At 62.9% G+C, this 24,510-nt stretch carries 29 protein-coding genes; 22 read left to right on the plus strand and 7 right to left on the minus strand.

The annotated features are described in order from the left end of the window. The first annotated feature begins 48 nt into the window (after positions 1–48). Together K3178_RS04415 and K3178_RS04420 are read left to right on the plus strand one after the other, a co-directional pair. On the plus strand, positions 49–408 hold the full coding sequence (locus tag K3178_RS04415) for a DUF805 domain-containing protein (protein ID WP_221570150.1): 360 nt from the start codon (positions 49–51) through the stop codon (positions 406–408). Further along, complete coding sequence (locus K3178_RS04420) at positions 405–803, plus strand: hypothetical protein (protein WP_221570151.1); 399 nt, start codon at positions 405–407, stop codon at positions 801–803. The genes K3178_RS04415 and K3178_RS04420 overlap by 4 nt, the downstream gene beginning before the upstream one ends. Before the next feature lie 19 nt (positions 804–822). Here K3178_RS04420 and era read toward each other — a convergent pair whose 3' ends face one another. Genes era through lepB form a run of 3 tightly spaced genes read right to left on the minus strand, consistent with a single transcriptional unit; the run spans position 823 to position 3,241 of the window. After that, positions 823–1,725, minus strand: coding sequence for a GTPase Era (era, locus tag K3178_RS04425; protein WP_221570152.1), 903 nt, complete (start codon positions 1,723–1,725; stop codon positions 823–825). Continuing rightward, complete coding sequence (gene rnc, locus K3178_RS04430; protein ID WP_221570153.1) at positions 1,722–2,393, minus strand: ribonuclease III; 672 nt, start codon at positions 2,391–2,393, stop codon at positions 1,722–1,724. Before rnc ends, era begins: the two co-directional genes overlap by 4 nt. Continuing rightward, a complete protein-coding gene (gene lepB, locus K3178_RS04435) occupies positions 2,390–3,241 on the minus strand; it encodes a signal peptidase I (protein ID WP_221570154.1) in 852 nt (283 codons plus the stop codon). The genes rnc and lepB overlap by 4 nt, the downstream gene beginning before the upstream one ends. 53 nt (positions 3,242–3,294) lie before the next feature. Here lepB and pgi point away from each other — a divergent pair, with 53 nt between their 5' ends. Genes pgi through K3178_RS04450 form a run of 3 tightly spaced genes read left to right on the plus strand, consistent with a single transcriptional unit; the run spans position 3,295 to position 6,006 of the window. Then, a complete protein-coding gene (gene pgi / locus K3178_RS04440; RefSeq protein WP_221570155.1) occupies positions 3,295–4,875 on the plus strand; it encodes a glucose-6-phosphate isomerase in 1,581 nt (526 codons plus the stop codon). A gap of 32 nt (positions 4,876–4,907) precedes the next feature. Beyond that, on the plus strand, positions 4,908–5,591 hold the full coding sequence (locus tag K3178_RS04445; RefSeq protein ID WP_221570156.1) for a ferritin-like domain-containing protein: 684 nt from the start codon (positions 4,908–4,910) through the stop codon (positions 5,589–5,591). Between the two features lie 10 nt (positions 5,592–5,601). Continuing rightward, the gene (locus K3178_RS04450) at positions 5,602–6,006 is read left to right on the plus strand and encodes a GtrA family protein (RefSeq protein WP_221570157.1); all 405 of its coding nucleotides are present in this window, start codon (positions 5,602–5,604) and stop codon (positions 6,004–6,006) included. On the opposite strand, the gene K3178_RS04455 is transcribed toward K3178_RS04450, so the two are convergent. Further along, positions 6,007–7,080, minus strand: coding sequence for an MBL fold metallo-hydrolase (locus tag K3178_RS04455; RefSeq protein WP_221570158.1), 1,074 nt, complete (start codon positions 7,078–7,080; stop codon positions 6,007–6,009). Between the two features lie 124 nt (positions 7,081–7,204). Between K3178_RS04455 and K3178_RS04460 the strand changes: the two genes are divergently transcribed. Continuing rightward, positions 7,205–8,032, plus strand: coding sequence for an aspartyl protease family protein (locus K3178_RS04460; RefSeq protein ID WP_221570159.1), 828 nt, complete (start codon positions 7,205–7,207; stop codon positions 8,030–8,032). 204 nt (positions 8,033–8,236) lie between these two features. Next, positions 8,237–9,616 (plus strand): DEAD/DEAH box helicase, encoded by a 1,380-nt coding sequence (locus tag K3178_RS04465; protein ID WP_221570160.1) that lies wholly within the window; start codon positions 8,237–8,239, stop codon positions 9,614–9,616. A gap of 6 nt (positions 9,617–9,622) precedes the next feature. On the opposite strand, the gene K3178_RS04470 is transcribed toward K3178_RS04465, so the two are convergent. Further along, positions 9,623–9,925, minus strand: a complete 303-nt coding sequence (locus K3178_RS04470) for a DUF1330 domain-containing protein (protein ID WP_221570161.1) — start codon at positions 9,923–9,925, stop codon at positions 9,623–9,625. An 89-nt stretch (positions 9,926–10,014) separates the two neighbouring features. Here K3178_RS04470 and K3178_RS04475 point away from each other — a divergent pair, with 89 nt between their 5' ends. The 11 genes from K3178_RS04475 (at position 10,015) to K3178_RS04525 (ending at position 19,671) form a co-directional block, all read left to right on the plus strand. Beyond that, positions 10,015–10,377 carry a winged helix-turn-helix transcriptional regulator gene (locus K3178_RS04475; protein WP_221570162.1) on the plus strand — a complete coding sequence of 121 codons (363 nt, stop codon included), beginning with the start codon at positions 10,015–10,017 and terminating at the stop codon, positions 10,375–10,377. A 64-nt stretch (positions 10,378–10,441) separates the two neighbouring features. After that, positions 10,442–11,794: a glutathione-disulfide reductase gene (gorA, locus tag K3178_RS04480; protein ID WP_221570163.1), complete on the plus strand. Its 1,353-nt coding sequence runs from the start codon at positions 10,442–10,444 to the stop codon at positions 11,792–11,794. A 139-nt stretch (positions 11,795–11,933) separates the two neighbouring features. Continuing rightward, positions 11,934–12,728: a hypothetical protein gene (locus tag K3178_RS04485; RefSeq protein ID WP_221570164.1), complete on the plus strand. Its 795-nt coding sequence runs from the start codon at positions 11,934–11,936 to the stop codon at positions 12,726–12,728. A 51-nt stretch (positions 12,729–12,779) separates the two neighbouring features. Next, positions 12,780–13,799 (plus strand): NAD-dependent epimerase/dehydratase family protein, encoded by a 1,020-nt coding sequence (locus tag K3178_RS04490; RefSeq protein ID WP_221570165.1) that lies wholly within the window; start codon positions 12,780–12,782, stop codon positions 13,797–13,799. Continuing rightward, complete coding sequence (locus K3178_RS04495; protein WP_221570166.1) at positions 13,796–14,521, plus strand: SDR family NAD(P)-dependent oxidoreductase; 726 nt, start codon at positions 13,796–13,798, stop codon at positions 14,519–14,521. Before K3178_RS04490 ends, K3178_RS04495 begins: the two co-directional genes overlap by 4 nt. A gap of 73 nt (positions 14,522–14,594) precedes the next feature. After that, positions 14,595–15,152, plus strand: coding sequence for a TspO/MBR family protein (locus K3178_RS04500; RefSeq protein ID WP_221570167.1), 558 nt, complete (start codon positions 14,595–14,597; stop codon positions 15,150–15,152). A 32-nt stretch (positions 15,153–15,184) separates the two neighbouring features. Next, positions 15,185–15,433 carry an accessory factor UbiK family protein gene (locus tag K3178_RS04505; RefSeq protein ID WP_221570168.1) on the plus strand — a complete coding sequence of 83 codons (249 nt, stop codon included), beginning with the start codon at positions 15,185–15,187 and terminating at the stop codon, positions 15,431–15,433. Positions 15,434–15,452: 19 nt separating this feature from the next. Continuing rightward, positions 15,453–16,841 (plus strand): DUF4932 domain-containing protein, encoded by a 1,389-nt coding sequence (locus K3178_RS04510; RefSeq protein ID WP_221570169.1) that lies wholly within the window; start codon positions 15,453–15,455, stop codon positions 16,839–16,841. A gap of 39 nt (positions 16,842–16,880) precedes the next feature. Continuing rightward, complete coding sequence (gene recO, locus K3178_RS04515; RefSeq protein ID WP_221570170.1) at positions 16,881–17,477, plus strand: DNA repair protein RecO; 597 nt, start codon at positions 16,881–16,883, stop codon at positions 17,475–17,477. A gap of 1 nt (position 17,478) precedes the next feature. Continuing rightward, complete coding sequence (gene leuB, locus K3178_RS04520; RefSeq protein WP_221570171.1) at positions 17,479–18,546, plus strand: 3-isopropylmalate dehydrogenase; 1,068 nt, start codon at positions 17,479–17,481, stop codon at positions 18,544–18,546. A gap of 33 nt (positions 18,547–18,579) precedes the next feature. Further along, positions 18,580–19,671 (plus strand): glycosyltransferase, encoded by a 1,092-nt coding sequence (locus tag K3178_RS04525; protein WP_221570172.1) that lies wholly within the window; start codon positions 18,580–18,582, stop codon positions 19,669–19,671. 4 nt (positions 19,672–19,675) lie between these two features. On the opposite strand, the gene K3178_RS04530 is transcribed toward K3178_RS04525, so the two are convergent. Together K3178_RS04530 and K3178_RS04535 are read right to left on the minus strand one after the other, a co-directional pair. Beyond that, entirely contained in the window at positions 19,676–20,947 is a 1,272-nt protein-coding gene (locus K3178_RS04530) for a phospholipid carrier-dependent glycosyltransferase (RefSeq protein ID WP_221570173.1), read from the minus strand. A gap of 43 nt (positions 20,948–20,990) precedes the next feature. Continuing rightward, entirely contained in the window at positions 20,991–21,380 is a 390-nt protein-coding gene (locus K3178_RS04535) for a DUF2933 domain-containing protein (protein ID WP_221570174.1), read from the minus strand. Positions 21,381–21,465: 85 nt separating this feature from the next. On the opposite strand from K3178_RS04535, the gene K3178_RS04540 reads away from it, so the two are divergent. The 4 genes from K3178_RS04540 to apaG all read left to right on the plus strand — a co-directional run bounded on the left by K3178_RS04540 (position 21,466) and on the right by apaG (position 24,508). Next, positions 21,466–21,990, plus strand: a complete 525-nt coding sequence (locus K3178_RS04540; protein ID WP_221570175.1) for a TetR/AcrR family transcriptional regulator — start codon at positions 21,466–21,468, stop codon at positions 21,988–21,990. Between the two features lie 40 nt (positions 21,991–22,030). After that, the gene (locus tag K3178_RS04545; protein WP_221570176.1) at positions 22,031–23,236 is read left to right on the plus strand and encodes a trans-sulfuration enzyme family protein; all 1,206 of its coding nucleotides are present in this window, start codon (positions 22,031–22,033) and stop codon (positions 23,234–23,236) included. Further along, on the plus strand, positions 23,233–23,844 hold the full coding sequence (locus tag K3178_RS04550) for a 2-hydroxychromene-2-carboxylate isomerase (RefSeq protein WP_221570177.1): 612 nt from the start codon (positions 23,233–23,235) through the stop codon (positions 23,842–23,844). Before K3178_RS04545 ends, K3178_RS04550 begins: the two co-directional genes overlap by 4 nt. 265 nt (positions 23,845–24,109) lie before the next feature. Then, complete coding sequence (gene apaG / locus K3178_RS04555) at positions 24,110–24,508, plus strand: Co2+/Mg2+ efflux protein ApaG (RefSeq protein ID WP_221570784.1); 399 nt, start codon at positions 24,110–24,112, stop codon at positions 24,506–24,508. Positions 24,509–24,510: the final 2 nt, after the last annotated feature.

The raw sequence follows: 24,510 nt of genomic DNA on the forward strand, positions 1-24,510 counted from the left end.
TCAAGCGGCTCTGTGTCACTCTGCACGCATCTTTCCGGGGAGGGGCATATGCTCGAAGCGCTGAAGTACGGATTTTCCAACTACTTCAATTTTGCAGGGACGACCGGACGCCGACTGTTCTGGTTCTGGGTCCTCGGCATCTTCGTCATTGCCTTCATCCTCAGCCTGATCGACGTTTTCGTCATCGATCCCGCGCTTGGCGTGCCCTCGACGGGAGGGGACGCGCAAAACCCCTTGGCGTGGCTCTTCGCGCTATTCACGATCATTCCCAATATCGCGATGGGCGTGCGCCGCCTGCGCGATGCAGGGTACAGCCCGTGGTTGATCCTGCTGGGGCTTATCCCGTTCGTGAACCTGATCCTGATTTACTTTTACGTGCAGCCGACCAAGGCAGGGAGTGAGCTATGAGACATTTTCGCGTTTGCATGCAGGCAGCAGCAGCCGGTTTCGGTGTTCTTGCACTCGGCGCATGCGGAGCCGCTCCGGATGAGGCGGACCCAGCTGATCCGGTAACAGAAGCCTCCAGCGACCCGGTCGCCGAAGCGGCCGGCGACCAGCCGCCGGAGGTTACGGGCGACTACGAAGAAGCAACCGTCCTTGCCGCGCAGGCATGCCACGACAAGGTGTGGCTCGAGGATGCGCGCTTCAACAACCTGCCGAATGCCGCCGTTTCAATCGATCCGGCGAGCCTTGACGACGACGACCCCGCCATAGGCTGGACCGTCGAGTGGGATGATCCGAAGATCTCGGCTGCCGGCACCTGCACCGTCGACGGAACCAATGTTTCGATAACGGAAGGCTGATGTGGAGAAGGGCTGGGTTCTAGCCCTTCCACTCGAGCCCCATTTCCTCGAACATTTCCTTGTCCTCGCTCCAGCGTTCGTCGGTCTTGACGTGAAGGAACAGGTGAACCTTCTGGCCTAGCAGTTCGCTCAGCTCCTCGCGCGCGGCCTGGCCGATGGCCTTGATGCGGCTGCCGCCCTTGCCGAGCACGATGGCGCGCTGGTTGTCGCGCATGACGACGATCTGCTGGTGGATTTCCACGCTGCCATCGGGTCGCTGCTCGTATTTCTCGGGCCGCACCGCGCTGTCGTAGGGCAATTCCTCGTGCAGCTGCTTGTAGAGCTGTTCTCGGGTGATCTCGGTGGCGAGCAGGCGTTCGCTGGCGTCGGAGACCTGGTCTTCGGGATACATCCACGGACCTTCGGGCATCATGGCGGCGAGCGCTTCCTTCATTTCAGGAACCCCGTCGCCAGTCAGGGCCGAAACGAAATAGACCGTCTCGAACTCGACCTTGTCGGTCAACTCCTGCGCCAGCGCGAGCAGCGGTTCCTTCTTCGCCGCATCGACCTTGTTGAGGACGAGGATCTTGCGTTCGGGTCTGTTCGCCAGTGCCTCGATGAGCGGCTCCAGTTCGTGCCTGCGCTGCTTGATCGGATCGACCATCAGCAAGACCGCATCGGCGCTTTCCGCACCATCCCACGCCGCGCTGACCATGGCACGGTCGAGCTTGCGCTTGGGCGCGAAGATACCGGGCGTATCGACCAGCACCATCTGCGTATCGCCATGCAGCGCAATGCCGAGCATTCGCGCGCGCGTGGTCTGCGCCTTGGCGCTTGTGATCGCGACCTTCTGGCCGACGAGCTGGTTGACCAGCGTGGACTTGCCCGCATTGGGCGCACCGATGACGGCGACGAGGCCGCAACGGGTAGTGTGTTCGGTCATCCGAACTTCTCCATAAATTCCTTGGCGGCGGCTTTCTCGGCCTCGCCCTTGCTGCCGGCGGTGGCGGTCGCCTCGCCGACCCTGTGAACCTTGACCCGCACTGTGAACTGCGCGGCGTGGTCGGGGCCGGAGCGGTCGACCACTTCGTATTCGGGCGGCTTGCGGCGATTGCCGGCGGCCCATTCCTGGAGCGCGCTCTTGGGATGCTTGCTCTCGCCCGCACCGCTCTCGAGCGCCGGGCGCCAGAGGACATGCACCAGCTCGCGCGACTTCTTGAAACCGTTGTCGAGGAACTGCGCGCCGAGCAGCGACTCCATCACGTCGCCGAGGATATTCTCGCTGTCGAGCCCGCCATCCGCGCGCGCCTGCTTGGAAATGCGCATGTGACCGGCAAGGTCGATCCCGCGCGCCACCGTGGCGCACATCTCGCGGCTGACGATGGCGTTGAGGCGCTGGGCGAGTTTGCCTTCGGGTGCCTCGCTCTGTTCGTAGAGCCAGTGCGCGATCGAAAGGCCGAGCACGCGGTCGCCGAGGAATTCGAGCCGCTCGTAATCGTCCTTCTCGCCCATGCTGCCGTGGGTGAGTGCGGCCAGCCAGAGCTTCTGGTCACCAACGGTGAAGCCCGTTTCCTCGAGCCACTTGAGGGTTTCGGGGGGGAGCGCGCTCATATGTCGCTCCCGATCCGGTCCCAGCGTGCGGCGGTGAACCAGGTCCAGGGCAGCAGCCATTCGGCGCTGCCGTCGGTCGACCAAAGCACCCTGCTGGCGCGTGCCACGAGCAGGTCTGTGTCGACCAGCCCCACGCCCTGTCCAGGAGTGGCAGGGAAGCGGCTGTCGAGCGAGTTGTCGCGGTTGTCGCCCATGACGAACAGCTTGCCCTTGGGGACAATGATGGGGCCGAAATCGTCCGCCCGGCGGGGGCCGAAATCGATCGTAGGGTAGCTTTTGCCCGAAGGAAGCGTCTCGATGATCTGGCGATAGCGGCAGGTGTTGCCGTCGACCACGGTCCCGCCATCCTCGCGGCAGCCGGTGTTGGCGCTCATGGGGATGTCGACGAAGCTGCCGCGCTCCTGTGCCAGAGGCTCGCCATTGAGGATGACGGTACCGCCGCGCAGGGCGATGGTATCGCCCGGCAGGCCGATGGCGCGCTTGACGTAATCGGTGCCGTCGACCGGGTGCTTGAAGATCACCACGTCGCCGCGCTCGGGAAGGCTCTCGAAAATGCGGCCCGGGATCAGCGGCACCTCACCCGGCAGCGACAGCTTGGAGAAACCGTAAGGCCATTTCGCCGCGACGAGATAGTCGCCGTTCCTGAGCCCCGGCAGCATGCTTTCGCTTGGGATGGTGAAGGGCGAGAAGATGAAGCTGCGGAAGACCAGCACCACCACCACCAGCTTCAGCAGGAACTTGGCGAAATCGCCCCAATCTTCCTGTTCCCCGGCCGCGGTTTCCGGCTCGGATACGAATTCCGGATCGGCATCGGCGTCCGGACGGGTAAGGCGGGGGTTCTCATCCATCGCGGAAAGCCCTAGTCGCGAGGCCACGCCCCATCAAAGGATTTTTGAACCCCATGACCAAATCTGCCGCCAGCATCTGGAGCGACATTGCCGCCCTGCCGCAGCCGACGCTGCTCGAACTGTTCAGCACGGAACGCGATGGAGGCGAGGGCAGGGATGAGCCGGGCGGGGCGGAGCGCGTGAAGATGCTCTCGGGCCGGATCGAGCTTGCCGGCGATGCGGCAGGTGACCCGATGGCGCCGGGCGGGGTGCTGTTCGACTGGTCGAAAACGCATCTCGACCGCGCGGTGCTGGCAAAGTTCGCCGAACTGGCCGAGGCGATGGATTTCGCTGGAATGCGCGACAAGCTGTTTGCAGGCGAGGTGGTAAACCCGACCGAGGGCCGCGCTGCCGACCATGCCACGCTGCGCGGCGTGGGCGATGAAGCCAAGGTCGAGGAAGCCGCCGCGCTGATCGACCGGATGGGCATGCTGGTCGAGGCGATCCACCAAGGCGCGATGGGAGAGATCGACCACCTCATCCACATCGGCATCGGCGGCAGTGCGCTGGGCCCGGCGCTGGGTGTCGACGCGCTTGGCCGCGATTTCTCGCGCTGCGACGTGCATGTGGTGTCGAACATCGATGGCGTGGCGCTGGAAGCGGCCTTTGCAAAATGCGATCCGGCCAAGACGCTGATCGCGGTCGCCAGCAAGACCTTCACCACGATCGAGACCATGACCAACGCCGCAAGTGCACTGAAATGGTTGGCCGACAATGGCGTGTCCGACCCGGGCGGCCGAGTGGTGGCGCTGACCGCCAATCCCGAAGGCGCGGTGGAATGGGGCGTCGACGAGACGCGCATCCTGCCCTTCCAGGAAAGCGTCGGCGGGCGCTATTCGATCTGGTCATCCATCGGTTTCCCTATCGCCATGGCCGTGGGGATGGACGATTTCCGCGAGATGCTCGCGGGCGCCGCCGCAGTCGACGGGCATTTCCGCGACATGCCGTTGGAGGACAATCTCGTCCTGCGCGCCAGTTTCGCCGACCTCTACTACACCCGCGTGCGTGGTTGCCAGACGCGTGCCGTCTTCGCCTATGACGAGCGGCTGGGGCTGTTCCCCGACTATCTCCAGCAGCTCGAGATGGAGAGCAACGGCAAGCGCGTCACCGCCGACATGCAGCCGGTCGACGGCCCGACCGCGCCGATCACCTGGGGCGGGGTGGGGACCGATGCGCAGCACGCTGTGTTCCAGCTGCTCCATCAGGGTACGCACCTGATCCCGGTCGATTTCATCGCCAGCATCGCTCCGGGCGACGAGCTAGACCCCGCGCATCACCGCATCCTGCTGATGAATTGCTTTGCCCAAGGGGCCGCGCTGATGGCGGGCAAGGCAGGCAAGGACCCCGCGCGCAACTACCCCGGCGACCGTCCCTCGGCGACCATCCTGTGCGACGATCTCGACGCCGCCACGCTGGGAGCCCTGATCGCTTTCCACGAACACCGGACCTTCGCGAATGCCGTGCTGATGGGCATCAACCCCTTCGACCAGTTCGGCGTCGAACTCGGCAAGCAGATGGCCAAGGCGATCGAACAGGGCGGCGAGGAATTCGACGCGAGCACCGAGGCTCTGCTGGAGGCAAGCGGATTGTCGTGACACTTGCCGCACGATCATGGTAAACCATTGACATGAAACAGTGGTTCGCGCGCCGGTATCTAGATCTGCTCGGGTCGATTTACATCTATAACGAGCATCGCGGATATACTGCGCTCGACCGGGTGCTGGAAGCGGTGCGCGCCAAGCACCCCGAGGCGACCGAGCTGATCGCGGCGGTCGAAAAGCACCGCGCGGACGAGCGCAAGCATTACACCATGTTCAAGCGCTGGTTCCAGCTACGCGGGACCATGCCGATCGCGCTCGACCGGACCTTCGGCCACATCGACCGCTTCATCGAAATCACCTTCGGCACCTCGATCGACAGCCTCGATACCGAGGCGATCATCGCCAGCGACGATCTGTTCGAGCGCCTGTGCAGGGTCATTTCTCTGACTGAAAAACGCGGGCTGAAACAGGTGGAAATCCTGCTCGACCACCCGATCGTCAAGCAGGACAAGGCGCTCCACAGGATCTTCGAGGTGGTGCATGTCGACGAGCCCGACCACTTCCTGCCCTATGACAAATGGCTCGCGGAGAACCAGCGGCGCATGCCCAACCGGCGCGAGATATGGATCGACCGGTTGATCCATTCCGAACTGCTGTTCATCAAGCTGCCGCTGCTGTTCCTCTGGTTCGGCGCGCCGCGCCGCAAGGAATGGCGCGATGCGGGCGAGAGCAATCCCAAGCCGAGGCCGATACTGGCCACCGCAGCCTGACCCTCTCCCCATGCTGGAACGCTTCTTCAAGCGCCGTGTCGGCGGCATGCTGTGGCGCAACACGGTGGTCAGCACCGGCGTGTTCCTCGTCGGGCTGGGTGTGCTTTGGCTGATGGTGGAACAGGCGAGCGTCGACCCTGTGGTGGCGACCGGCTTCAGCTTCCTGATCGCCAATTCGATCCATTACGTGTTCGGCCGGACGTGGATTTTCGCAGGGTCGGAGCGGAAGGTTTCGACCGGCTACGTCCTGTTCCTCGGCAATGCCGTGGTCGGACTGATCGTCACGGTCTCACTATTCTGGTTGCTGACCGAATTCACGCCGATGAATTATCTCGTCGCGCGGGTCATTGTCTCGGTTTTCGCCGGACTCGCGGTCTTCGTCCTCAACGCGGCCTTCAATTTCCGGCAGGTCTGATCACAGCAGATCTTCTCGCTCGATCTCTTGGGTTCCAGCGGGAAGCGAAAACAGCATGCCATCCTCCCCGACCACCAGCGGTCCATCGAATTCATTGCCCGCATTGCCGAGAAAAGCCGGATAGAGCAGCGGGTTGGGCAGCGGCGGCACGAGGTGGCTCAATACCAGCATCCGCACTCCGGCCGCTTGCGCACTGCGCGCCGCGTCTTCGGGCGTCGTATGATAATCCATGATGTCGGCGAAGATTTTTGCGGTGTTTGCATCCCCGCGCTCGGCAAAGGCGGCCTGCATCTTGCCGACCAGCTTCGTTTGCAACGCCTCGTGCACTAGCAGGTCTACGCCCTCGCAGCTTCGTTCGAGATTGGCGGAGCGGACCGTGTCTCCGCTGATGCAGGCGGAGCGGCCCTTGTAGTCGAAACGATAGCCGACGGCAGGTTCCACCGGCGAATGGTCGACCGTAAAGGCCGTAACCGTGAGGCCTGTATTGCGGAATACTACTGCGCTTTCGCTGGTCATTGCGAAGGCGTGTGCTTCGCTGCCGCCACCGGTTGGAGGCACGACCTTCTCGCCGTGATGCGCAATGCGGTAGCCGTCGTCCGTCGCATAGGCAGCGTTGAACCCCTGGACGATCTTGTCCACCCCCTGCGGACCATGGACCGGCAGCGGGGCCTTGCTCGTGCCGCGGGTCCAGTGGAACAGTTGCAGAGGGCCAAGGCCGTCAAAGTGGTCAGAATGAAAATGCGTCAGGAAAACGCCGCTGAGATCACCGGCATTGAGGCCCATGAGAGCAAGGGTCTCTGCCCCGCCTTCTCCGATGTCGACAAGGAACATCTGGTTGCCTGCAATCACGACGTTGCAGGGACCTGCCCGGTCGGCGTTGGGCAAAGGCGAACCGGCTCCGCATAATCCAACATGCAGGCCGTCGGGCAGGCCGACAGCTACATCGCGCGTGAAGGCTTGATCGATGGCGCGGTCGAAGAGCGCTTCGCCCAATTGCCGCTGGAAGAGCCATAGCGCGACCAATACACAGACAAGGGTCCCTGCCGCGATCGCCGCCTTTCTCGTAAGTGACATACTCTCTGTCCTCCCCCAGAGGATTGCACGTTAGTTGCCGAAAACGGAAAATGCGAGTTGACGCTTGCGGCTTCATTTCATGCTGCGTATTATGCGGACAACACACTTTAACCAGAGTCGCCAGATGTTTCGAGCACGCGTCGCACTTTTCATTTTCGCAATCGCACTTTCCCACCCGCTTCGTGCGGAAAATCTCGAGGTGCGTGGCGACCGACTTTTCGTGACTGCCGAGATCGGTGGCAAACAGGTCGAGGCCTTGCTCGATTCCGGAGCCGAAGTCACGATACTCGACCGGGCATTCGCAGAAGAAGCGGGGCTCGTGGGCGGCCAAACGGTCGAGGCGCGGGGTACCGGGAAATCGACCGTCGAGGCCCGCCTCCTCGAGAACCTTCCAATCCGTGCGCTGGGCAGCGAATTCACTGCCGGGGTGGCCGCGGTGATGGACCTTTCGGACGTCGGTTCGCGCCTGGTTGGCACGCGTCTTCCTGCCATTCTCGGCCGCGATCTTTTCGATGCCGGGCGGCTGTTTATCGACATCGAAGGCGGTGATATCGAATGGCTTGATAATTCGACGATAATTCCCGGAACGCGGCTCGATCTGGCCTCTTCCGCCGGTATCGAGACGATGCCGGTCCGGTTCGGCGAGACGGTCGGCAGGGCCGATTTCGACCTTGGAAATGGCAGCGGTTTGCTGGTTTCGGCAAACCTCGCCCGCAAGCTTGGCCGCGAGCCGATAGGTCTTGAGCCGGGAGGCGGAATCGGCGGAGCAAAGCTGCGGCCGGTGGTGATTGTTCCATCCCTTCTCCTAGCCGGGCGTGCCTTCAGCAATGTCCGGGCACATGTCGATGATACGATGGAAGTGGACGCGAATATCGGCGTCGAACAACTCCGTACATTTCGTATTGTCACGGATTTTCCCGGACATGCGATCTGGCTGGAAGCACGCGACTGATTGACTTTTTGCACTGCAGCATCCACATGGCCGTCATCGAAGCGCGCTAGCCAGCGTGAAGCGGCGATGTGAGAGACATCCATCGCCCCGGCCGCGCCTCGGTCTTTTACCAATGACTTCCCTTTTCACGCGGGTCGTTTGACACCCGCGCCGCGCGAGCTGTGACTCTGCGCGCCGCATATAATGCGAGCTAAACACTCAAACATGACACAGTTTACCGACCTCGGGCTTTCGCAGCCCGTGCTCCAGGCCCTCGACATGAAGGGCTATTCCACGCCCACCCCGATCCAGGCGCAGGCCATTCCCCGCGTTCTCGAAGGGCGCGACCTTCTAGGCATCGCCCAGACCGGCACCGGCAAGACCGCCGCCTTCATGCTCCCCAGCATCGACCGGCTGCGCGATGCCGAGAACCAGACGCCGTTCAAATCCTGTCGCATGCTGGTTCTCGCCCCGACGCGCGAACTGGCGGGCCAGATCGCCGAGAGCGCGAAGGATTACGGCGCGCTAGCCGGCCTCAAGGTACACTCAATCGTTGGCGGCACCTCGGTCAACAAGGACCGTAACAAGCTGCACCGCGGCACCGACATCCTCGTCGCGACGCCGGGCCGTCTGCTCGACCTGATCGACCAGAAGGCCTTCAGGCTCGATGGCGTGGAAATCCTCGTTCTCGATGAAGCAGACCAGATGCTCGATCTCGGCTTCATCCACGCGCTTCGCAAGATCAGCGAACTCGTGCCCGACGAGCGTCAGACGCTGTTCTTTTCCGCCACAATGCCCAAGCAGATCCAGGAGCTGGTCGGCAAGTATTGCCGCAACCCGGTCAAGGTCAGCGTGACGCCCGAGAGCACGACTGCCGAACGCATCGACCAGTATCTTTTCATGGTCCAGCAGGACGAGAAGCAGACGCTGCTCGAGATGATCCTGTCCGAACGCCACGAGGTGCCCGGAAAATTCGAGCGCGTGCTGATCTTCGCGCGCACCAAGCATGGCTGCGACCGGATCGTGAAGAAGCTCGGCCAGGCGGGCATCCCTGCCAACGCCATTCACGGCAACAAGAGCCAGCCGCAGCGCGAGCGTGCGCTGGACGAGTTCAAGCGCGCCAAGACGCCGATCCTCGTCGCGACCGACGTTGCCGCGCGCGGAATCGATATTCCGGGCGTGAGCCACGTGCTGAATTACGAACTGCCCAACGTGCCAGAGCAGTACGTCCATCGCATCGGCCGCACCGCGCGCGCGGGCCGCGACGGGGTGGCGATCGCCTTCTGTGCCGAGGACGAGCGCGATTACCTGAAGGACATCCGCAAGAAGACCGACGCGGAGTTCGAGCGCCTGCCGCTGCCCGACAATTTCCGTGCGGTGGTCGAAGGCGTCGGCCCCACCAAGCGCGAGCAGAAGCCCAAGCTGGCGCGGCCCAAGGTGCGTCCGACAGGTGGTGCGGCCAAGCCAAAACCCAAGCAGAAGCATCCCGCGCGCAAGGGCAAGCCCTCGGGCGGCGGTCAGGGGCAGGGCAGGCCGCAAGGCGGTCGACCTGGCGGCAATCGAAATCGAAATCGCAATCGCGGCCGTGGAGGCGTTCGCGCCTAGTTCGCGCTAGGCAAGGTCGTCCTTGCCCGCGATCAAGAAGTGCTCGCTGTCCGAATTTGCAAGGCGCGCTTCGAGGTGCGGCTTGTATTCGGGATCGTTCTCGAAGGCGAGCGCTGCTTCCTTGCTGGGCCATTGGATAATTATGCGCAGCGCCGTGCCATCGGCCCCGCCTTCTACCTGCTCATGCTCGCTCGTACGGGCGAGATACTTGCCACCGTGCTGCGCGATGAGCTTGTTGGCGACGGGGAGGTAATCCTCGATCCAGGCGTCGTTCTTCGGGGTGACGTTGAGGTAGGAATAGTAGGTCATCGCTGGTCCTCCTGGTGCGTTAATGCAGCAGGCATGTGAGAATAGGCGCGCTCTGGGCAATACGCACAAAAATGTGCTATACGCACCCAATGGATACTGTAGATGACCGTCCGCCGCCCCAACTGCGCTTCACGAAATACGACTGCAATGATGGCTGTCCGGTAGAGGCGGCTCTCGAGCAGGTTGCGGGCAAGTGGAAGGGCGTGATCGTCTACCACCTGCTCGAGGGTACCTTGCGGTTCAACGAGCTCAACCGCCGCATCGGTGCCGTGACCCAGCGCACGCTGACCAAGCAATTGCGCGATCTGGAGGCAGACGGCATCGTCGAGCGGACTGTGCACCCGGTCGTACCGCCGCACGTCGATTATGCTCTCACCGACAAGGGGCGCGCACTGCGGCCCGTTGTCGAGGCCTTGCATGTTTGGGGAAGCCGCTTTCCCAGGTCGAAGTAACTCGCGCCTTGGCAAATGCGAATGCGGTGGCGATATGCCTTCGCAAAGCTGACAGGAGCGCCCGATGGCCGACGAATACGATTACGACCTTTTTACCATCGGCGCGGGCTCCGGCGGCGTCCGCGCCTCGCGTGTCGCCGCCTCGCACGGGGCGCGGGTCGCGATTGCGGAGGAATTCAGGGTCGGCGGCACCTGCGTCATCCGCGGCTGCGTGCCCAAGAAGATGCTCGTCTACGGCGCGCATTTCGCCGAGGACATTGAGGACTGCCAGAAATTCGGCTGGACCATCGAGAAAGCGACTTTCGACTGGAAAACCTTGCGCGACAATGTGCTGGCCGATGTCGACCGGCTGAACGGCCTCTACACCGAGACGCTCGAGAACCACGATGTCACCATTTTTCACGAGAAGGCCACGCTGACCGGGGAGCACGAGATCACGCTGGCGAGCGGCAAGGTCGTCACCGCCAAGCATATCCTTATCGCCACCGGCGCGACCCCGCGTCGCCCCGACTGCCCAGGCAACGAGCACGGCATAACGAGCAACGAGGCCTTTCATCTCGACGCGGTGCCAAAGCGCATCCTGATCGCGGGCGGCGGATATATCGCCAATGAGTTTGCCGGCATCTTCAACGAATTCGGCAGCCAGGTGACGATCATCAACCGCACAGACACGCTTCTGCGCAGCTATGACGAATCCTTGCGAGACCGCTTGCTGCAGATCAGCATGATGAAGGGTATCGATTTCCGCTTCCACGCCGAATTCCGCGGGATCGAGAAGAACGACGACGGTAGCCTCACCGTGTCGATGACCAATCACGAGGACCTCGAGGTCGATTGCGTCCTCTTCGCCACCGGGCGCACCCCGCATACCAAGGACCTCGGCCTGCAGGAGGTCGGCGTCGAACTGGGCGAGGGCGGCGAGATCCTCGTCGACCGTTTCTCCAAGACCAATGTCGACCACATCTATGCCGTGGGCGATTGCACCGACCGCGTGCAGCTGACCCCTGTCGCCATCCGCGAGGGGCAGGCCTTTGCCGACACCGTATTCGGTCCCGGCGATCCGGTTGCGGTGGATCATTCCTGCGTCGCCAGCGCGGTGTTCTCCCACCCCCCGATTGCCGCGGTCGGCATGACCGAGGGCGAGGCACGCAACAAGCTGGGCGACATCAAGGTCTACCAGTCGGACTTCCGCCCGATGAAAAATGTGCTCGCCGGACGCAACGAACGCAGCCTGTTCAAGATGATCTGCGATGCCTCGAGCGGTAAGATCGTCGGCATCCACATGATCGCGCCCGAAGCGCCCGAGATGATGCAGGCGGCGGCCATTGCGGTGAAGGCCGGCCTCACAAAGGCGGACTTCGATGCGACCACTGCGATCCATCCGACGATGGCCGAAGAACTTGTTTTGATGCGCTAATCCGGCAGAACCGTTCAGCCAAGGCTCAGGAAAAGTGGCGAGAATGTGGCAGTCATTGAGGAGATGCCACGTGCGAACCAACTTGTTGCTTGCTGCCCTTGCTGTCGCTTCTTGTGCCCCCAAAGGTGAGGAGCCGAATGTGTCCGATACGGCCGGCTCATCGTCCGATCGCGACTATGCGACCCAGACCGAAGCCCCGACGCCCGATTACAAGGCGCTACTTGCAAAGCCTTCTCTGTCCGATGGCGGGTGGAAGAGGCGCGAGGCGACTACCGCGCCGCCTTCCGATGCCAAGAAGATCGGCAGGCTGTGGGTCCAGCGACTGGAATCGCGCAACGCCATCACCGGCTACGGCCTGGGTGGAAAGGGACCGGACGGACCGGTGTCAATGATCGACACTGCCATGACCGAGCAGGCGTTCGAGAACTGGGCGGCCGAAAACGGCTGGCAAGTACCCACACACATCACCTGGTCCTTCGTGCCCGAGATGCATCTGCCGCGCGTGTCGGACAAGGCGGCCGAGGGCATTCGCGTCTGGCCAGCCTCGACCGCCCGCACCGGCGCGCAAAACGAGGCGCTGCTATGGGGTCGTGTCGAGTTGCGCGACGGGTGTTTCTATGGCGACACCGGGGACGGCACACCGCAGAAGCTGGCCTTCTTCCACGAGGAAATCGGTCTCGATGTCGATGACGAGGGCTATTACATCCTGCGCGACCGCGTGTCCGGAAGGACGCTGGCACGGATCGGCGAGCAGATGAACTGGGGCGGTCCGCCCACCGCCTACATCGCCCCCGAACTCGAAGCAGAGATCCAGGAAAAATGCGGGCCGGGCGAGATACTCGTCGTCGGATCGCCGGAATCGGAGGAACGGTTCAAGACGCAATATCCGCACCTGCGCGAACCGGTCGCGCCGCCTCCGCCACCCGGCGACTGATTGCAGTTTGCAACCCATGCGCCTATTCCCTGAACCAAGGGAGAAAAGTGCATGACAGCAACGGTTCTGGTCACGGGCGGCACGGGCTATATCGGCGGCGAAATAATCGATCGCCTGCTTGCCAAGGGATACACCGTCCACACGACGGTAAGAGACGCCGTGAAGAGCGAACCCAAGCTGCGCAAACGCTGGCCTGACGCGGGCGAGAAGCTCAAGGTCTTCTCCGCCGACCTGACGAACGATCCGGGTTGGGCAGAGGCCAATGCTGGCTGCGAGGCGGTGGCGCATGTCGCCTCGCCATTCCCGCTCGACGTTCCGAAGAACGCCGACGAACTCATCGTCCCGGCACGCGAGGGCACTTTGCGAGCGCTCAAGTTCGCGCATGCAGCAGGGGTGAAGCGCTTCGTTCAGACCAGCTCGGCGGCTGCGATCGCCTATGGCCAGCCGGACAAGGACCATTTCGACCACACGGACTGGACCAATCTCGACGCGAACCCGCCCCCATATATCCAGTCGAAGACGGTGGCCGAGCGCGCCGCGCGCGACTGGGTCGAAGCGAACGCGCCCGATATGGTATTCTGCTCGGTCAATCCGGTGGCCGTTTTCGGCCCGGTCTATGACGACGACATGTCGACCAGCGTCGAGATGGTGAAGAAGATCATCGACGGCTCGATCCCGATGATCCCCAATATGGGCATCTGCATCACCGACGTGCGTGACGTGGGCGAGGCGCATGTCCGCGCAATCGAGGCTCCGGCCGAGAAGGTGCGCGGCGAGCGATTCCCGACTTCGGAAAAGTTCATGTGGATCGAGGAGATGGCTGAAACCATCCGCCAGCGGGTTCCGCAGCATTCGGGCAAGGTGCCCAAGCGCCGCATGCCCGACTGGCTGGCGAAGTTCCTCGCTCTTTTCATGCCCGAAATGCGCCAGATCAAGGGCGAGCTCGGCAACATCCGTGATGTGTCTGGCAAGCATACCGAGGAGGTGCTCGGCTATACCTACATCCCGGCGGAACAGACGCTCGAAGATACGGTGAAAAGCCTCGTCGAGAAGGGGATCGTGAAGGCATGATGGACCTTTCGGGGAAACGGGTCCTGCTCACTGGCGGGAGCGACGGGATCGGGCAGGAGCTTGCCCGCCAGCTCAAGTCGAAGGGCGCCGAAGTCGCCGTTACCGGCCGTTCGGCGAAAAAGCTCGCCGTCATGGCGGGTGAGGGTTTCCGGACGATTGAGGCCGATTTCTCGCACTCCGGAGGGGTTGCTGCGGTACTCGATGCCTGGGGCGATGCCCCGCTCGATATCCTGATCAATAACGCCGGCATGGGCCGCGATCACGATTTCCGGAAAGGCGCGACCGCGACATCCGATATCGAGGAAAACATCTACGCCAACCTGACATCGCCCATCATCCTGGGGGCGCGGCTGCACGATAATCTGAAGGCTGGCCATGCACCGATGATCGTCAATGTCACGTCAGGTCTGGCGATTACGCCGAGCAATACCGGTCCGCTCTATTGCGGGACCAAGGCGGGGCTGCGCAGCTACTCGATCGGTGCGCGCGAGCAGTTGCGCGCAAGCGGAATACATCTTCTCGAAGCCCTCCCTCCGATGGTCGATACGCAGATGACAGCGGGGCGCGATGGCAACAAGATGTCTGCCGAAGATTGCGCGGCGGCGATCGTGGAAGCGATACAGCAGCGCCGCGAGGAAGCACCGATCGGACAGGTCAAGCTGCTCCGGCGGATCCACTCGATATCCCCGGCACTCGCGCGCAAGATACTGCTGCGTTTCTGACCGCGATTGCCCTTCTTGCAATGCCGCGCCACAAGGACGCTAACGATTCGGGGCGCTTGAGGGACCTATCGCCATGAACATGCTGGCTTCGCGCGGACAACTTCGCGCAAGTTTTCTCCGCTGGGCGCTTTTTCTGGTGCCGCTTTGCCTGCTGCTCGGATTTATGTCGGGGCAGCTTGGAGCGGGGCCTGAGAGCCAGTGGTTCCAGTCGCTCGAGAAGCCTTCGATCTATCCCGAGCCCAAGTGGTTCGGCATCGTGTGGACGATCCTCTACATCATGATCGGCTTTTCGGTCGCACTGGTGGCCAGCGCCTGGGGCGCACGCGGACGCACGGCGGCCCTGTGGGTCTTCGCCCTCCATTTCGTGCTCAACCTTGCCTGGTCGCCGACCTTCTTCGCCATGCAGCAGATCACCGTCGCGCTCGTGATCCTCGTGCTGATCGTGGTGACCTTGCTTGTCGTGATCGCCCTGTTCTGGAAGGTACGCCGCCTCGCCGCTGTGCTGCTGCTGCCCTATCTTGCCTGGGTGTGCTTCGCGACTTTGCTCAATTACGAGTTCTTGCGCCTCAATCCGGATGCCGATGGCGGTTCGCAGGGCGATGCCGTCGAACGCGTGCGGATCGGCAATTGAACTGCTGCGCGCCCGCGCCTAGATAGCCAGTCATGCAGAGCCAGAACCCGCTGATCGCCGATTTCGTCAAACTCGCCAATTCGGCGGCCGGCACGCTTGCCGGAATGGGCCGCGAGGCGCGCGAAACGGCGCGCGAGCGTGCCAAGGAAACCTTCGGCGGAATGGACTTCGTCTCCCGCGAGGAATTCGACGCGGTCAAGGCGATGGCCGCCAAGGCCCGCGAGCAGGCGGAAGATCTTGCCGCCCGCGTCGCGGCACTGGAAGCTAAGCACAAGGCCTGAGCGCAGGACACACTACCCCATGAACGGTCGCATTATTACGGTTTTCGCCGTCGCTGCGCTTGCAGCAGTCCCGGCAACGGCACAGGACTTCGAAGCCCAATCCGCATCGGTCGATCTCCGCTTCGACGGAACGCTTTATCCGGGTGTGATCACGCTTCCGCTGGAAGAAGACGTCATCAATGTGAACCTCGGCGCAGGGGCCGAGCCGAAAGATGTGTGTGTGGAACAGGCTGGCGTGGCCGAATGTCGGGTTCTCACACCCGGAGAGCCGCAGGACATTGCGGTTGCATACGCTGGGGCGACCTATGTTCTTCGCCTGCAATATCGGGGTCAGGCCGCCGTATTCGACCAGGCCTACCGCGACCTTCATTCGGGTTCCGTCCGCGTAGAGGTCCCCGGGGCCTACGAACTGGTCAATGTCGCGATTGCGCTGACGCCTTACGCGGAGGAAGAATACGGGATCGTCGCGCCTTCGCCTTACCTCGATGCAGTGCGCTACCGCTTCTCCCACCTGCGTGATCATGCTTTCGTGATGTCCCTCGACGAGGCCATCCGTGAGGATCGCAGCAGCTACAATACGCTAAAGATGAATGGCGCTTCGTACGATTTGCAGAGCGACGACACCATGGTTCGCAGCGACATCTACGACCATGTGGGCTGGGCGGGGAATACGCTGCGGCCTTATGAAGCCGAGATGCAGGACTTTGCGCGAAAGGCTCAATTCTCGCAATTTCTTGCAGATTTCGCTCCCTTGTATGCACAACAGGCCGCTTTCCTCCGCGATGAAGTCGACATCTCCGGCATGCTTGACTGGTTGGGTCGCGAGTTTCCGGATGTGCCCCCCTACGACACAACCCGGGTCATTTTTTCACCGCTGGTAGGTGCCAACCAGGCCTTGGCGACGTTCGAGGATGGAGGGTTCCGCGAACTCCAACCGCATGTGAATTTTCCTTATCCATCCGAACTAGAGCGGTTCGATGAAGACTTGCGCCCCTTCCTGCAGTCGCTCATCATATTCACCGAACTCAACCACGGGTTCATCAATCCGACCAGCGAGCGACTCGCACCGCAAATCGCGGCGCACATGCCGGACCTCGGCGAATGGGCGGACGAGATGCCGGCGAAATTTTACGAAAACTCCCAAGGTGTTTTCAATGAGATGGTCAATTGGGCCCTGTTTAGCGTCTATGCTCAAGACAAGCTGGAGCCCGAGGACGCACAGGCGATTGCGCAGATCATTTCCGATACGATGGTCAACGGACGCGGTTTCCTGCGTTTCGATGCCTTCCAGCGCGAGTTCCTGGCCTTGCGAGCGGAACAGCGTGAAGGCGAGACTGTGGCGAAGTCGTTCCCGCAACTCGTGCAGTCGCTCGGCACTTTTGCCGCGAATGGCGATCCGGCAAAATAAGTATTGCCGGGCCGGGCCCCGAACGGCCAACACGCAGGAATGCACCTGCGCGCCCCTGCCATCCTGATTGCCGCCCGACCGCATGGGGAGACGGCGATCATCGCGCGCCTGCTCACCGAGGAGAGCGGTGTCGTCGCCGCCTATGTCGCGGGCGGGCGCGGGCGGCAGCTGCGCCCGGTGGTCATTCCCGGCAACCTCGTCGAGGCGGAAATCCGTGCCAAGTCGGACAGCCAGCTGCCCTTCGCGCGCCTCGAACTGGCGCAGAGCAGGGGACCCTGGCTGACCGAGCCTTTGCCCGCCGCCGCCATCGCATGGACCTGCGCGCTCACCGCCAGCGCTCTGCCCGAGCGCAATCCCTATCCTAGCCTCTATCGCGCGCTTGCGGCGCTGCTCGATGCGGTCTGCAACGCGCCTTCCGCGCGCGGCTGGGCACCTGCGCTTGCGTCCTATGAAGTGCTGCTGTTGCGTGAACTCGGCTATGGCGGTGCCAAGCCGGAGATAGCGGGCCTTGACGAGGCCTTGGAAATTCTGCGCGAAAACGAGGGCCAGATCGCTCGTTACCTGCTTGCCGACACCCGCGTCGACGTTCTAGCCGCTAGGGCTCTCCTGATGCAGCGGCTCGAACGGATGGCCTGAGATGAAACTTGCGATTTTGCCCGGTGACGGGATCGGACCCGAGGTCACCGCCGAGGCACGGCGAGTGCTCGATGCGCTGTCCCTGCCGCAGCTGACGATCTGGGAAGGGGATGTTGGCGGGATTGCCTACAAGCGTCACGGCCATCCGCTGCCTGCCGAGACGATCGAGATGGCGAGTGCGGCCGATGCCGTGCTGTTCGGTGCGGTCGGCGATCCGGAGTGCGACGAACTGCCGCGCGAGCACCGGCCCGAACAGGCCATCCTCGGACTGCGCAGCGAGCTTGGCCTGTTTGCCAATCTGCGCCCTGCCGCGGGCTATCCTGGGCTTGAAGACATGTCCTCGCTCAAGCCCGAAATCGCGCGCGGGATCGACCTTCTGGTCGTTCGCGAACTCAACGGCGACGTCTATTTCGGGGACAAGGGCGAGCGGGAAAGTGATGGCGGACGCGAGGGCTGGGATGCCATGTCCTATAATGAGGCCGAAGTGCGCCGCATTGCCCACATCGGCTTCCGCGCGGCGCAGAAACGCCGTGGCAAGCTGACCAGCGTGGACAAGGCCAACGTCCTCGAAACCAGCCGCATCTGGCGCGAAACGGTGATCGAGGTGGCAAAGGAGTATCCCGATGTCGCGCTCGACCACATGTATGTCGACAATGCCGCGATGCAGATGGTGCGCAGCCCCGGACAGTTCGACGTTATCCTCACCGGTAATCTCTTCGGCGATATCCTTTCCGACCAGGCCAGTGCCTGTGTTGGTTCGATCGGCCTCCTCGCCAGCGCAAGCATGGGCGAGAGGCAGACCGAGTTTGGCACCTTCGGACTTTACGAGCCCATCCATGGCAGCGCGCCCGATATCGCGGGGCAGGGCAAGGCCAATCCTGTCGCGGCGATCCTCAGCCTCGCCATGCTACTGCGCCATTCGCTGGGGCGCGAGACCGAGGCGGGGCGGATCGAGCGCGCGATCGCCAAGGTAGTCTCCAGTGAAGTGCGCGGGGCGGACCTCGGCGGGTCGGCCTCGACGAGCGAAATCGGCGATGCAGTCCTGCGCGCGCTGACTGCAGTGTCTTGAAATTGTAGGGCAGCCGCGCCACGCACTCACGCCATGGCGCTCGACCTTGCGATCATCCTGCCCACGCTGAACGAGCGCGACAATCTCGCGCCGCTTGTTGCGCGCATTGAAGACGCACTTGGCGAAACCGGTTGGGAAGTGCTGGTCGTCGACGATAATTCTTCCGACGGGACAGCCGAGGAAGCCCGCCGTATCGCGCGCGAGGACAACCGCGTTCGCGTGCTCCAGCGGATCGGTCGGCGCGGGCTTTCCAGTGCCGCCATCGAGGGTTTTTGCGCCACTGCAGCCCCTTTCGTGGCGGTAATGGATGCCGACCACCAGCATGATCCGGCGCTGCTCGTGGATTTGCTGGAGGCGGTGCGCTCGGGTCAGGCCGACGTCGCCGTCGCCAGCCGCTTTGCGGAAGGTGCCAGCACAGACCAATGGGCCAATCCCGAGCGGGAAAAGCTTTCGGGCGTCGCCAATCGCCTCGCACGCAAGCTCACCGGTGTTGAACTGTCAGACCCGATGAGCGGTTATTTCCTGCTGCAGACCGAAACCGCCCTGGCGCTCGTGCCACGGCTGTCGGGTATCGGGTTCAAGATATTGCTCGACCTGCTGGCCACTTCCGAAAAGCCGCTAAAAGTCAGGGATATTCCGATGGATTTCGCAGCGCGGCGGGCCGGGGAAAGCAAGCTAGACCGCGCCATCGCCGTCGACTTCCTCGCCGGACTTTACGACAAGGCATTCGGCCGCATCATCCCGACTCGCTTCGCCCTGTTCGGCACGGTCGGCGCGCTGGGCGTGCTGGTGCATCTCGCGATCCTCTACCTCTGCCTGTGGCTTGCGGGCACGCAATTCGCATGGAGCCAGGCCATCGCCACGCTGGGCGCGATGACCTTCAACTTCTGGCTCAACAATTTCCTCACCTACCGCGATCGCCGGCTGGAGACTTTCGGCAAGCTTCTGCGCGGCTGGGCGAGCTTCGTCCTCGCCTGCTCGATCGGCGCCTTCGCAAACGTGGCCATCGCCGCCACGTTATTCGAGCGCGGGGTGCACTCGCTGCTCGCCGCGCTGGTGGGAATCGCCATCGGGTCGGTGTGGAATTACGCCCTGTCGAGCCGCTTCGTCTGGGGGCGCTACTGAGCGGCTATTTCCAGCTTTCGAGCCAGGTCCAGACGAGGAAACTGTTGGGCCCTGCGAGCCTTTCTGCGGCGAGGACCTCGTAGTAAAACGCGAAAATCACAATGCTGGCGACGAGCACGAAGTAGGGGGTCTTTCTCCAGCCCGCTTCGCGCAGGTCCGTCAGCGCCAGTGCCAGCGCCACCAGCAGGAAGGTGCTCGGCAGGAAGTAGTGGTAGTAGAACTGTACCGGCTTGGCAGCGACAATCCAGAAACCGAGACTCACCGCATAGAGCAGCGCGACCGCACCGTGCATCGGTTTACGTGCGATGATACCTCGCCATGCGCACCACAGCAGGGCGGGCAGGCCGAGCAGCATCGTGAGCGGGTTGCCGATCAGGATGACCCCGCGCTGGGCCCCGTCGACCGGCTCATAGAGGTACCAGATTGCCCGCCAGTTCGCGACCCATTCGGGCCAGGTCGACTGGTATGGGTGCGATTTCAGAACCTGTGTCTGCAGATCGAGCATCAGCCGGTGATGCGCGACGATGCCGTCCGTGATTGCGTTTGTGGCAAAGTAGTAGCCCGGCAGGAAAGTCAGCCAGTAGATCGCCAGTGGCAAAACACCGAGCCAGACGAATGCTTCGATCAGCGTCACTCCAGGGACCGGCATTCCGCGGCGGCTGAGCAGCAAGCGCCTGCGCCCTGCGAACCAGCGCAGGACGAGGAACGCGAGACCGGGCACTGCAGCAATAACGAGCGCGTTCCACTTGGCCCCCATAGCTAGCCCCAGCGCCAGGCCCGCCAATGCGAGCCTCCAGCGCCCCGTCTCCGGCTCGCGCATGGCGGCGGCAAGCTGCCAGAAGGCGACTGCTAGGGCACAGATCATGAAGATATCGAGCATTGCGATGCGCGAATGGACGAAGAGGTGGAAGCCCGTCGCAACCAGCACGCCGGAAGCGATCGTCGCGTAGCGGCTGCAGGAGCCGAACCAGACAGCGCGCATCACCGCGAATAGTGCTAGCGCTCCGGCGAGCGACGAGAAAATCCGCCAGCCCCAGGGATTGTCGCCGAACAGCGCGATGCCCAGCGCGACCAGTTCCTTTCCCAGCAGCGGATGTTCCCGGTTCGAGAAGTCCGACAACGCCAGCAGGTCGCGCGCGGCGGGAAGGTAATGCACTTCGTCGAAATAGGGCGCGCTGGGGATGGCGAGGTTCCACAGCAACAAAGACCAGAAGGCGAGCGCCAGCGCGGCGCACCAGCGGATCGGGTCAATCGGTTGCTCGGGCGCGCGGCTCATCGCAGCGGGGCTTAGGAAAGCCGCGTGCGCCGGGCAAGCGCGTTCAGGCGGTTGCGGCGCGCTTTTCCAGCCAGAAAAGGCGGGCGACCATTGCGAACAGCCCAATACTTGCGGTGGCGGCGACCAGCAGGAGCCATGGCACGATGGCCATGTTCTGCGCTCGCGCCCGCGGGACGATGAAGAAGACCGCGATCCCGACCGACATCAGCAGGTCCCACCAGACCTGCACGCCCCACAGATTGGTAGTGTGGTTGGTCCAGACCGTCGCGATGCCTTCGTGGAAAATCGTCACCCCTGTGTAGGCGGCGAAGAAAGCGCCGAGGACTGCCGCAAGGACCGGGCTACCCACTGGATCGCGGTTGGCGATGACGTACACCAGAACCGCGACGGCAGCCACGATGCCTCCGATTGCGAGATATTCGAATGGCACCATGGTTTTTCTCCGAGTCGATGTAGCGAGCGCTACATTTGTAGCTTTATGTAGCGATCGCTACAAGGCCTGCATGTCGCCCGCACGAATGAGTCGCGAAACGCTGCTGCCTGCCATGGCCGCGCATGTCCTCGAGAATGGTATCGCGGGTGTCAGCCTGCGCCCGCTGGCCAAGGCTGCGGGGACCAGCGACCGGATGTTGATCTACCACTTCGGCAACCGGCAGGGCGTGGTGGATGCGCTTCTGGAATATCTGGCGAAGCTTTACGAAACCGGCCTCGATGCCGCCCTCCCGGCCGAGCCGGCGCGCGACAGGCGCGAGACCGTCAGGAGAATTCTGGAACGTACCGCGTCACCCGCCCTCACGCCTTTCATGCGCCTGTGGTGGGAAGTGGTTGCGGCTTCGGCAGCGGGCGACGAGACTTTCCGCGAAAGCGCCGCTTCGACCATGGGTTTGCTGCTCGGCTGGCTCGAAGCGCATATGCCCGAGGGCGACCCGGATCCGCGCGGAGGTGCGCGGCTCTTGCTGACTTTGATCGAAGGTTCGCAAATGCTCGGGGCGGTGGGGCGGGCGGATATCGCCGAAGCTGCGCTTGCCGCCTTCGAAGGCTGACCTGCTTGCCGCGCCGCGCCTGCGTGCTATCCCGCTCGCCATGAAAAAAACCACCGGCACCGACCGCTCGATCACTTCCAACTGGCGTCCCGCAACGCAGGCCGTTCGCGGCGGCACCTGGCGCAGCGAGCATGGCGAGACCAGCGAGGCGCTGTTCCTGACCTCGGGCTATACTTACGACGACGCGCAGACCGTGGCCGACCGCTTTGCGGGCGAGGCGCAGGGCATGACCTATTCACGCCTCCAGAACCCGACCGTCGCGATGCTCGAAGAACGTATCGCATTGATGGAGGGCGCGGAGGCCTGCCGCGCGCAGGCGAGCGGGATGGCGGCCATGACTACTGCCCTGCTGTGCCAGCTTTCGCACGGGGACCACGTCGTTGGCGCGCGTGCGGCATTCGGCTCGTGCCGCTGGCTGCTCGACCACCTGCTTCCGCGCTTCGGGATCGAGACGACGGTGGTCGACAGCGCCGACAATGACGCCTGGGAGGCAGCAATCCGGCCGAACACCAAGGTCTTCTTCTTCGAAACGCCTGCCAATCCGACCCTCGACGTGGTCGATCTCGCGCAGGTCTGCGGCCTCGCCAAATCGCGCGGGATAACCACCGTTGTCGACAACGCCTTTGCCACTAGCGCGCTCCAGCGCCCGATGGATTTCGGCGCGGATGTCGTGGCTTATTCGGCGACCAAGCTGATGGACGGGCAGGGCAGGGTGCTCGCCGGCGCGGTATGCGGATCGCAGGAATGGATCGACGAAGTGTTGCTGCCCTTCCAGCGCAACACCGGCCCCAACATCGCGCCGTTCAACGCCTGGGTAGTCCTGAAGGGTCTCGAGACGCTGTCCCTGCGCGCCCACAAGCAGAGCGAAAATGCAGTCGATCTCGGCCGATTTATCGAGGGCCGCGTGCCGCGCATGCTCCACCCCGGCCTCGAAAGCCACCCGCGCCACGCGCTCGCAATGGAGCAGATGAGTGCGACCGGCCCAATCTTCGCCTTCGACGTCGAAACCCGCGAGCGCGCCTTCGCCATCCTCGACGCGCTGCACCTGATTGATATTTCGAACAACATCGGCGATGCGCGCAGCCTTATGTGCCACCCGGCCAGCACCACACACGCCGGGATGACTCAGGAAGAGCGCGATGCGATGGGTGTCACCGAAGGCCTTTTGCGCATCAACGTGGGTCTTGAGGATATCGAGGACGTGCAGGAAGACCTCGACCGCGCGCTGAGGGAAGGGGGGCTATGAACACGACAGTCGAATTCATCCTCGATCTGGCCGCGCCCAACGGATATCTCGCATGGTACCCGCTTAAGGAAGTAGTCGCTCGTACCGGCGCGGAACTTGTTGTGACACCCGTCTTCCTGGGCGGAATGCACAAGATCACCGGCAATTCCCCGCCGATGATGCGTGATGCGGACGTACTGGGGAAGGTCCCTTATGCGGCGCTGGAATTCAGGCGCTTCCTCGACCGCGAAGGCCTTGACAAGTTCTCGATGCACCCCGCGCTGCCGTTCAATTCGATCCTGCTCCAGCGCGTCCTGGTGGCGGCCGATGACGAGGCGCAGCGAAAGGCACTCGTCGACGCCCTCCAGCCTGCGGTGTGGGAGAGGAATATCGATTGCGGCAATGTCGAAGTAGTGGCCCAGACGCTTTCCGATGCCGGATTCGATGCGAAAACGTTGCTCGAGCGAACGCAAGACGACTCGGTGAAACAGCAACTTGCCGACAATACTTCGCGCGCGGTCGAGCGCGGGGCGTTCGGCATTCCCACCTTCTTCGTCGGCGATGAGATGTTTTTCGGCAAGGAGCGGCTGGGCCAGCTGGAAAGCTACCTCAGCGGCGGAAAGCCTTAGGTTTTGGTGCGCTCTCGCTTAGAGAGCGAAAGCTGCAAGCACGACTTGGGCGGCGAGCATCAGCTCGATGCGTCCTTCCCCGTCGGTGTCGCGGACCAGCCGCTTTACGAATGCGAACAACATGTCGCGTCCCCTTCCTGAATGCAGAATTGCAGCAGGTGCTTAGTAATTCTTATCAGAGTGGGGTTAATCGATCTTAAAGCGGTGGGAGACTGCCCCCGCGCCCCTTGCATGGGCCGGTAGAAGCCTTAGGTTTGGGGCCGTGATAAAGGAACTCTTCCAGCATAGCGCCATGACCGATGGCATCACCGTGCGGGTCGCGGTGAACTTCCTGCCCGAGCAATCGCAGCCGGAAGCTGGCAAGTGGTTCTGGGTCTATCACATCCGGATCGAGAACGCCTCGCACGAAGTCGTGCAACTCAAGACGCGCCACTGGCGCATCACCGACGGTGCGGGCCATGTCGCGCATGTCGACGGCGATGGTGTAGTGGGCGAACAGCCTGTGCTGAAGCCCGGACAGGCACATGACTATGTCTCGGGCTGCCCGCTCGATACGCCGCATGGCTCGATGGAAGGTTTTTACACCTTCCACCGCGAAGACGGGGAGCCTTTCGAGGTCCGTATTCCCTTCTTCCCGCTCGCCGCACCTGCGACCGCGAACTGAGG

The organism is Qipengyuania sphaerica, assembly GCF_019711595.1.
In the GTDB taxonomy this organism is placed as follows: Bacteria; Pseudomonadota; Alphaproteobacteria; order Sphingomonadales; family Sphingomonadaceae; genus Qipengyuania; species Qipengyuania sphaerica.

Coding starts and splice junctions, on each gene's coding strand:
- K3178_RS04465 (WP_221570160.1), top strand. CDS start 8,237: ATGACACAGTTTACCGACCTCGGGCTTTCGCAGCCCGTGCTCCAGGCC.
- K3178_RS04450 (WP_221570157.1), top strand. CDS start 5,602: ATGCTGGAACGCTTCTTCAAGCGCCGTGTCGGCGGCATGCTGTGGCGC.
- K3178_RS04500 (WP_221570167.1), top strand. CDS start 14,595: ATGAACATGCTGGCTTCGCGCGGACAACTTCGCGCAAGTTTTCTCCGC.
- K3178_RS04550 (WP_221570177.1), top strand. CDS start 23,233: ATGAACACGACAGTCGAATTCATCCTCGATCTGGCCGCGCCCAACGGA.
- K3178_RS04470 (WP_221570161.1), bottom strand. CDS start 9,925: ATGACCTACTATTCCTACCTCAACGTCACCCCGAAGAACGACGCCTGG.
- K3178_RS04510 (WP_221570169.1), top strand. CDS start 15,453: ATGAACGGTCGCATTATTACGGTTTTCGCCGTCGCTGCGCTTGCAGCA.
- K3178_RS04505 (WP_221570168.1), top strand. CDS start 15,185: ATGCAGAGCCAGAACCCGCTGATCGCCGATTTCGTCAAACTCGCCAAT.
- K3178_RS04475 (WP_221570162.1), top strand. CDS start 10,015: ATGGATACTGTAGATGACCGTCCGCCGCCCCAACTGCGCTTCACGAAA.
- K3178_RS04460 (WP_221570159.1), top strand. CDS start 7,205: ATGTTTCGAGCACGCGTCGCACTTTTCATTTTCGCAATCGCACTTTCC.
- rnc (WP_221570153.1), bottom strand. CDS start 2,393: ATGAGCGCGCTCCCCCCCGAAACCCTCAAGTGGCTCGAGGAAACGGGC.
- K3178_RS04525 (WP_221570172.1), top strand. CDS start 18,580: ATGGCGCTCGACCTTGCGATCATCCTGCCCACGCTGAACGAGCGCGAC.
- recO (WP_221570170.1), top strand. CDS start 16,881: ATGCACCTGCGCGCCCCTGCCATCCTGATTGCCGCCCGACCGCATGGG.
- K3178_RS04495 (WP_221570166.1), top strand. CDS start 13,796: ATGATGGACCTTTCGGGGAAACGGGTCCTGCTCACTGGCGGGAGCGAC.
- pgi (WP_221570155.1), top strand. CDS start 3,295: ATGACCAAATCTGCCGCCAGCATCTGGAGCGACATTGCCGCCCTGCCG.
- K3178_RS04415 (WP_221570150.1), top strand. CDS start 49: ATGCTCGAAGCGCTGAAGTACGGATTTTCCAACTACTTCAATTTTGCA.
- leuB (WP_221570171.1), top strand. CDS start 17,479: ATGAAACTTGCGATTTTGCCCGGTGACGGGATCGGACCCGAGGTCACC.
- K3178_RS04420 (WP_221570151.1), top strand. CDS start 405: ATGAGACATTTTCGCGTTTGCATGCAGGCAGCAGCAGCCGGTTTCGGT.
- lepB (WP_221570154.1), bottom strand. CDS start 3,241: ATGGATGAGAACCCCCGCCTTACCCGTCCGGACGCCGATGCCGATCCG.
- K3178_RS04455 (WP_221570158.1), bottom strand. CDS start 7,080: ATGTCACTTACGAGAAAGGCGGCGATCGCGGCAGGGACCCTTGTCTGT.
- K3178_RS04540 (WP_221570175.1), top strand. CDS start 21,466: ATGAGTCGCGAAACGCTGCTGCCTGCCATGGCCGCGCATGTCCTCGAG.
- K3178_RS04445 (WP_221570156.1), top strand. CDS start 4,908: ATGAAACAGTGGTTCGCGCGCCGGTATCTAGATCTGCTCGGGTCGATT.
- K3178_RS04535 (WP_221570174.1), bottom strand. CDS start 21,380: ATGGTGCCATTCGAATATCTCGCAATCGGAGGCATCGTGGCTGCCGTC.
- gorA (WP_221570163.1), top strand. CDS start 10,442: ATGGCCGACGAATACGATTACGACCTTTTTACCATCGGCGCGGGCTCC.
- K3178_RS04545 (WP_221570176.1), top strand. CDS start 22,031: ATGAAAAAAACCACCGGCACCGACCGCTCGATCACTTCCAACTGGCGT.
- era (WP_221570152.1), bottom strand. CDS start 1,725: ATGACCGAACACACTACCCGTTGCGGCCTCGTCGCCGTCATCGGTGCG.
- K3178_RS04530 (WP_221570173.1), bottom strand. CDS start 20,947: ATGAGCCGCGCGCCCGAGCAACCGATTGACCCGATCCGCTGGTGCGCC.
- K3178_RS04490 (WP_221570165.1), top strand. CDS start 12,780: ATGACAGCAACGGTTCTGGTCACGGGCGGCACGGGCTATATCGGCGGC.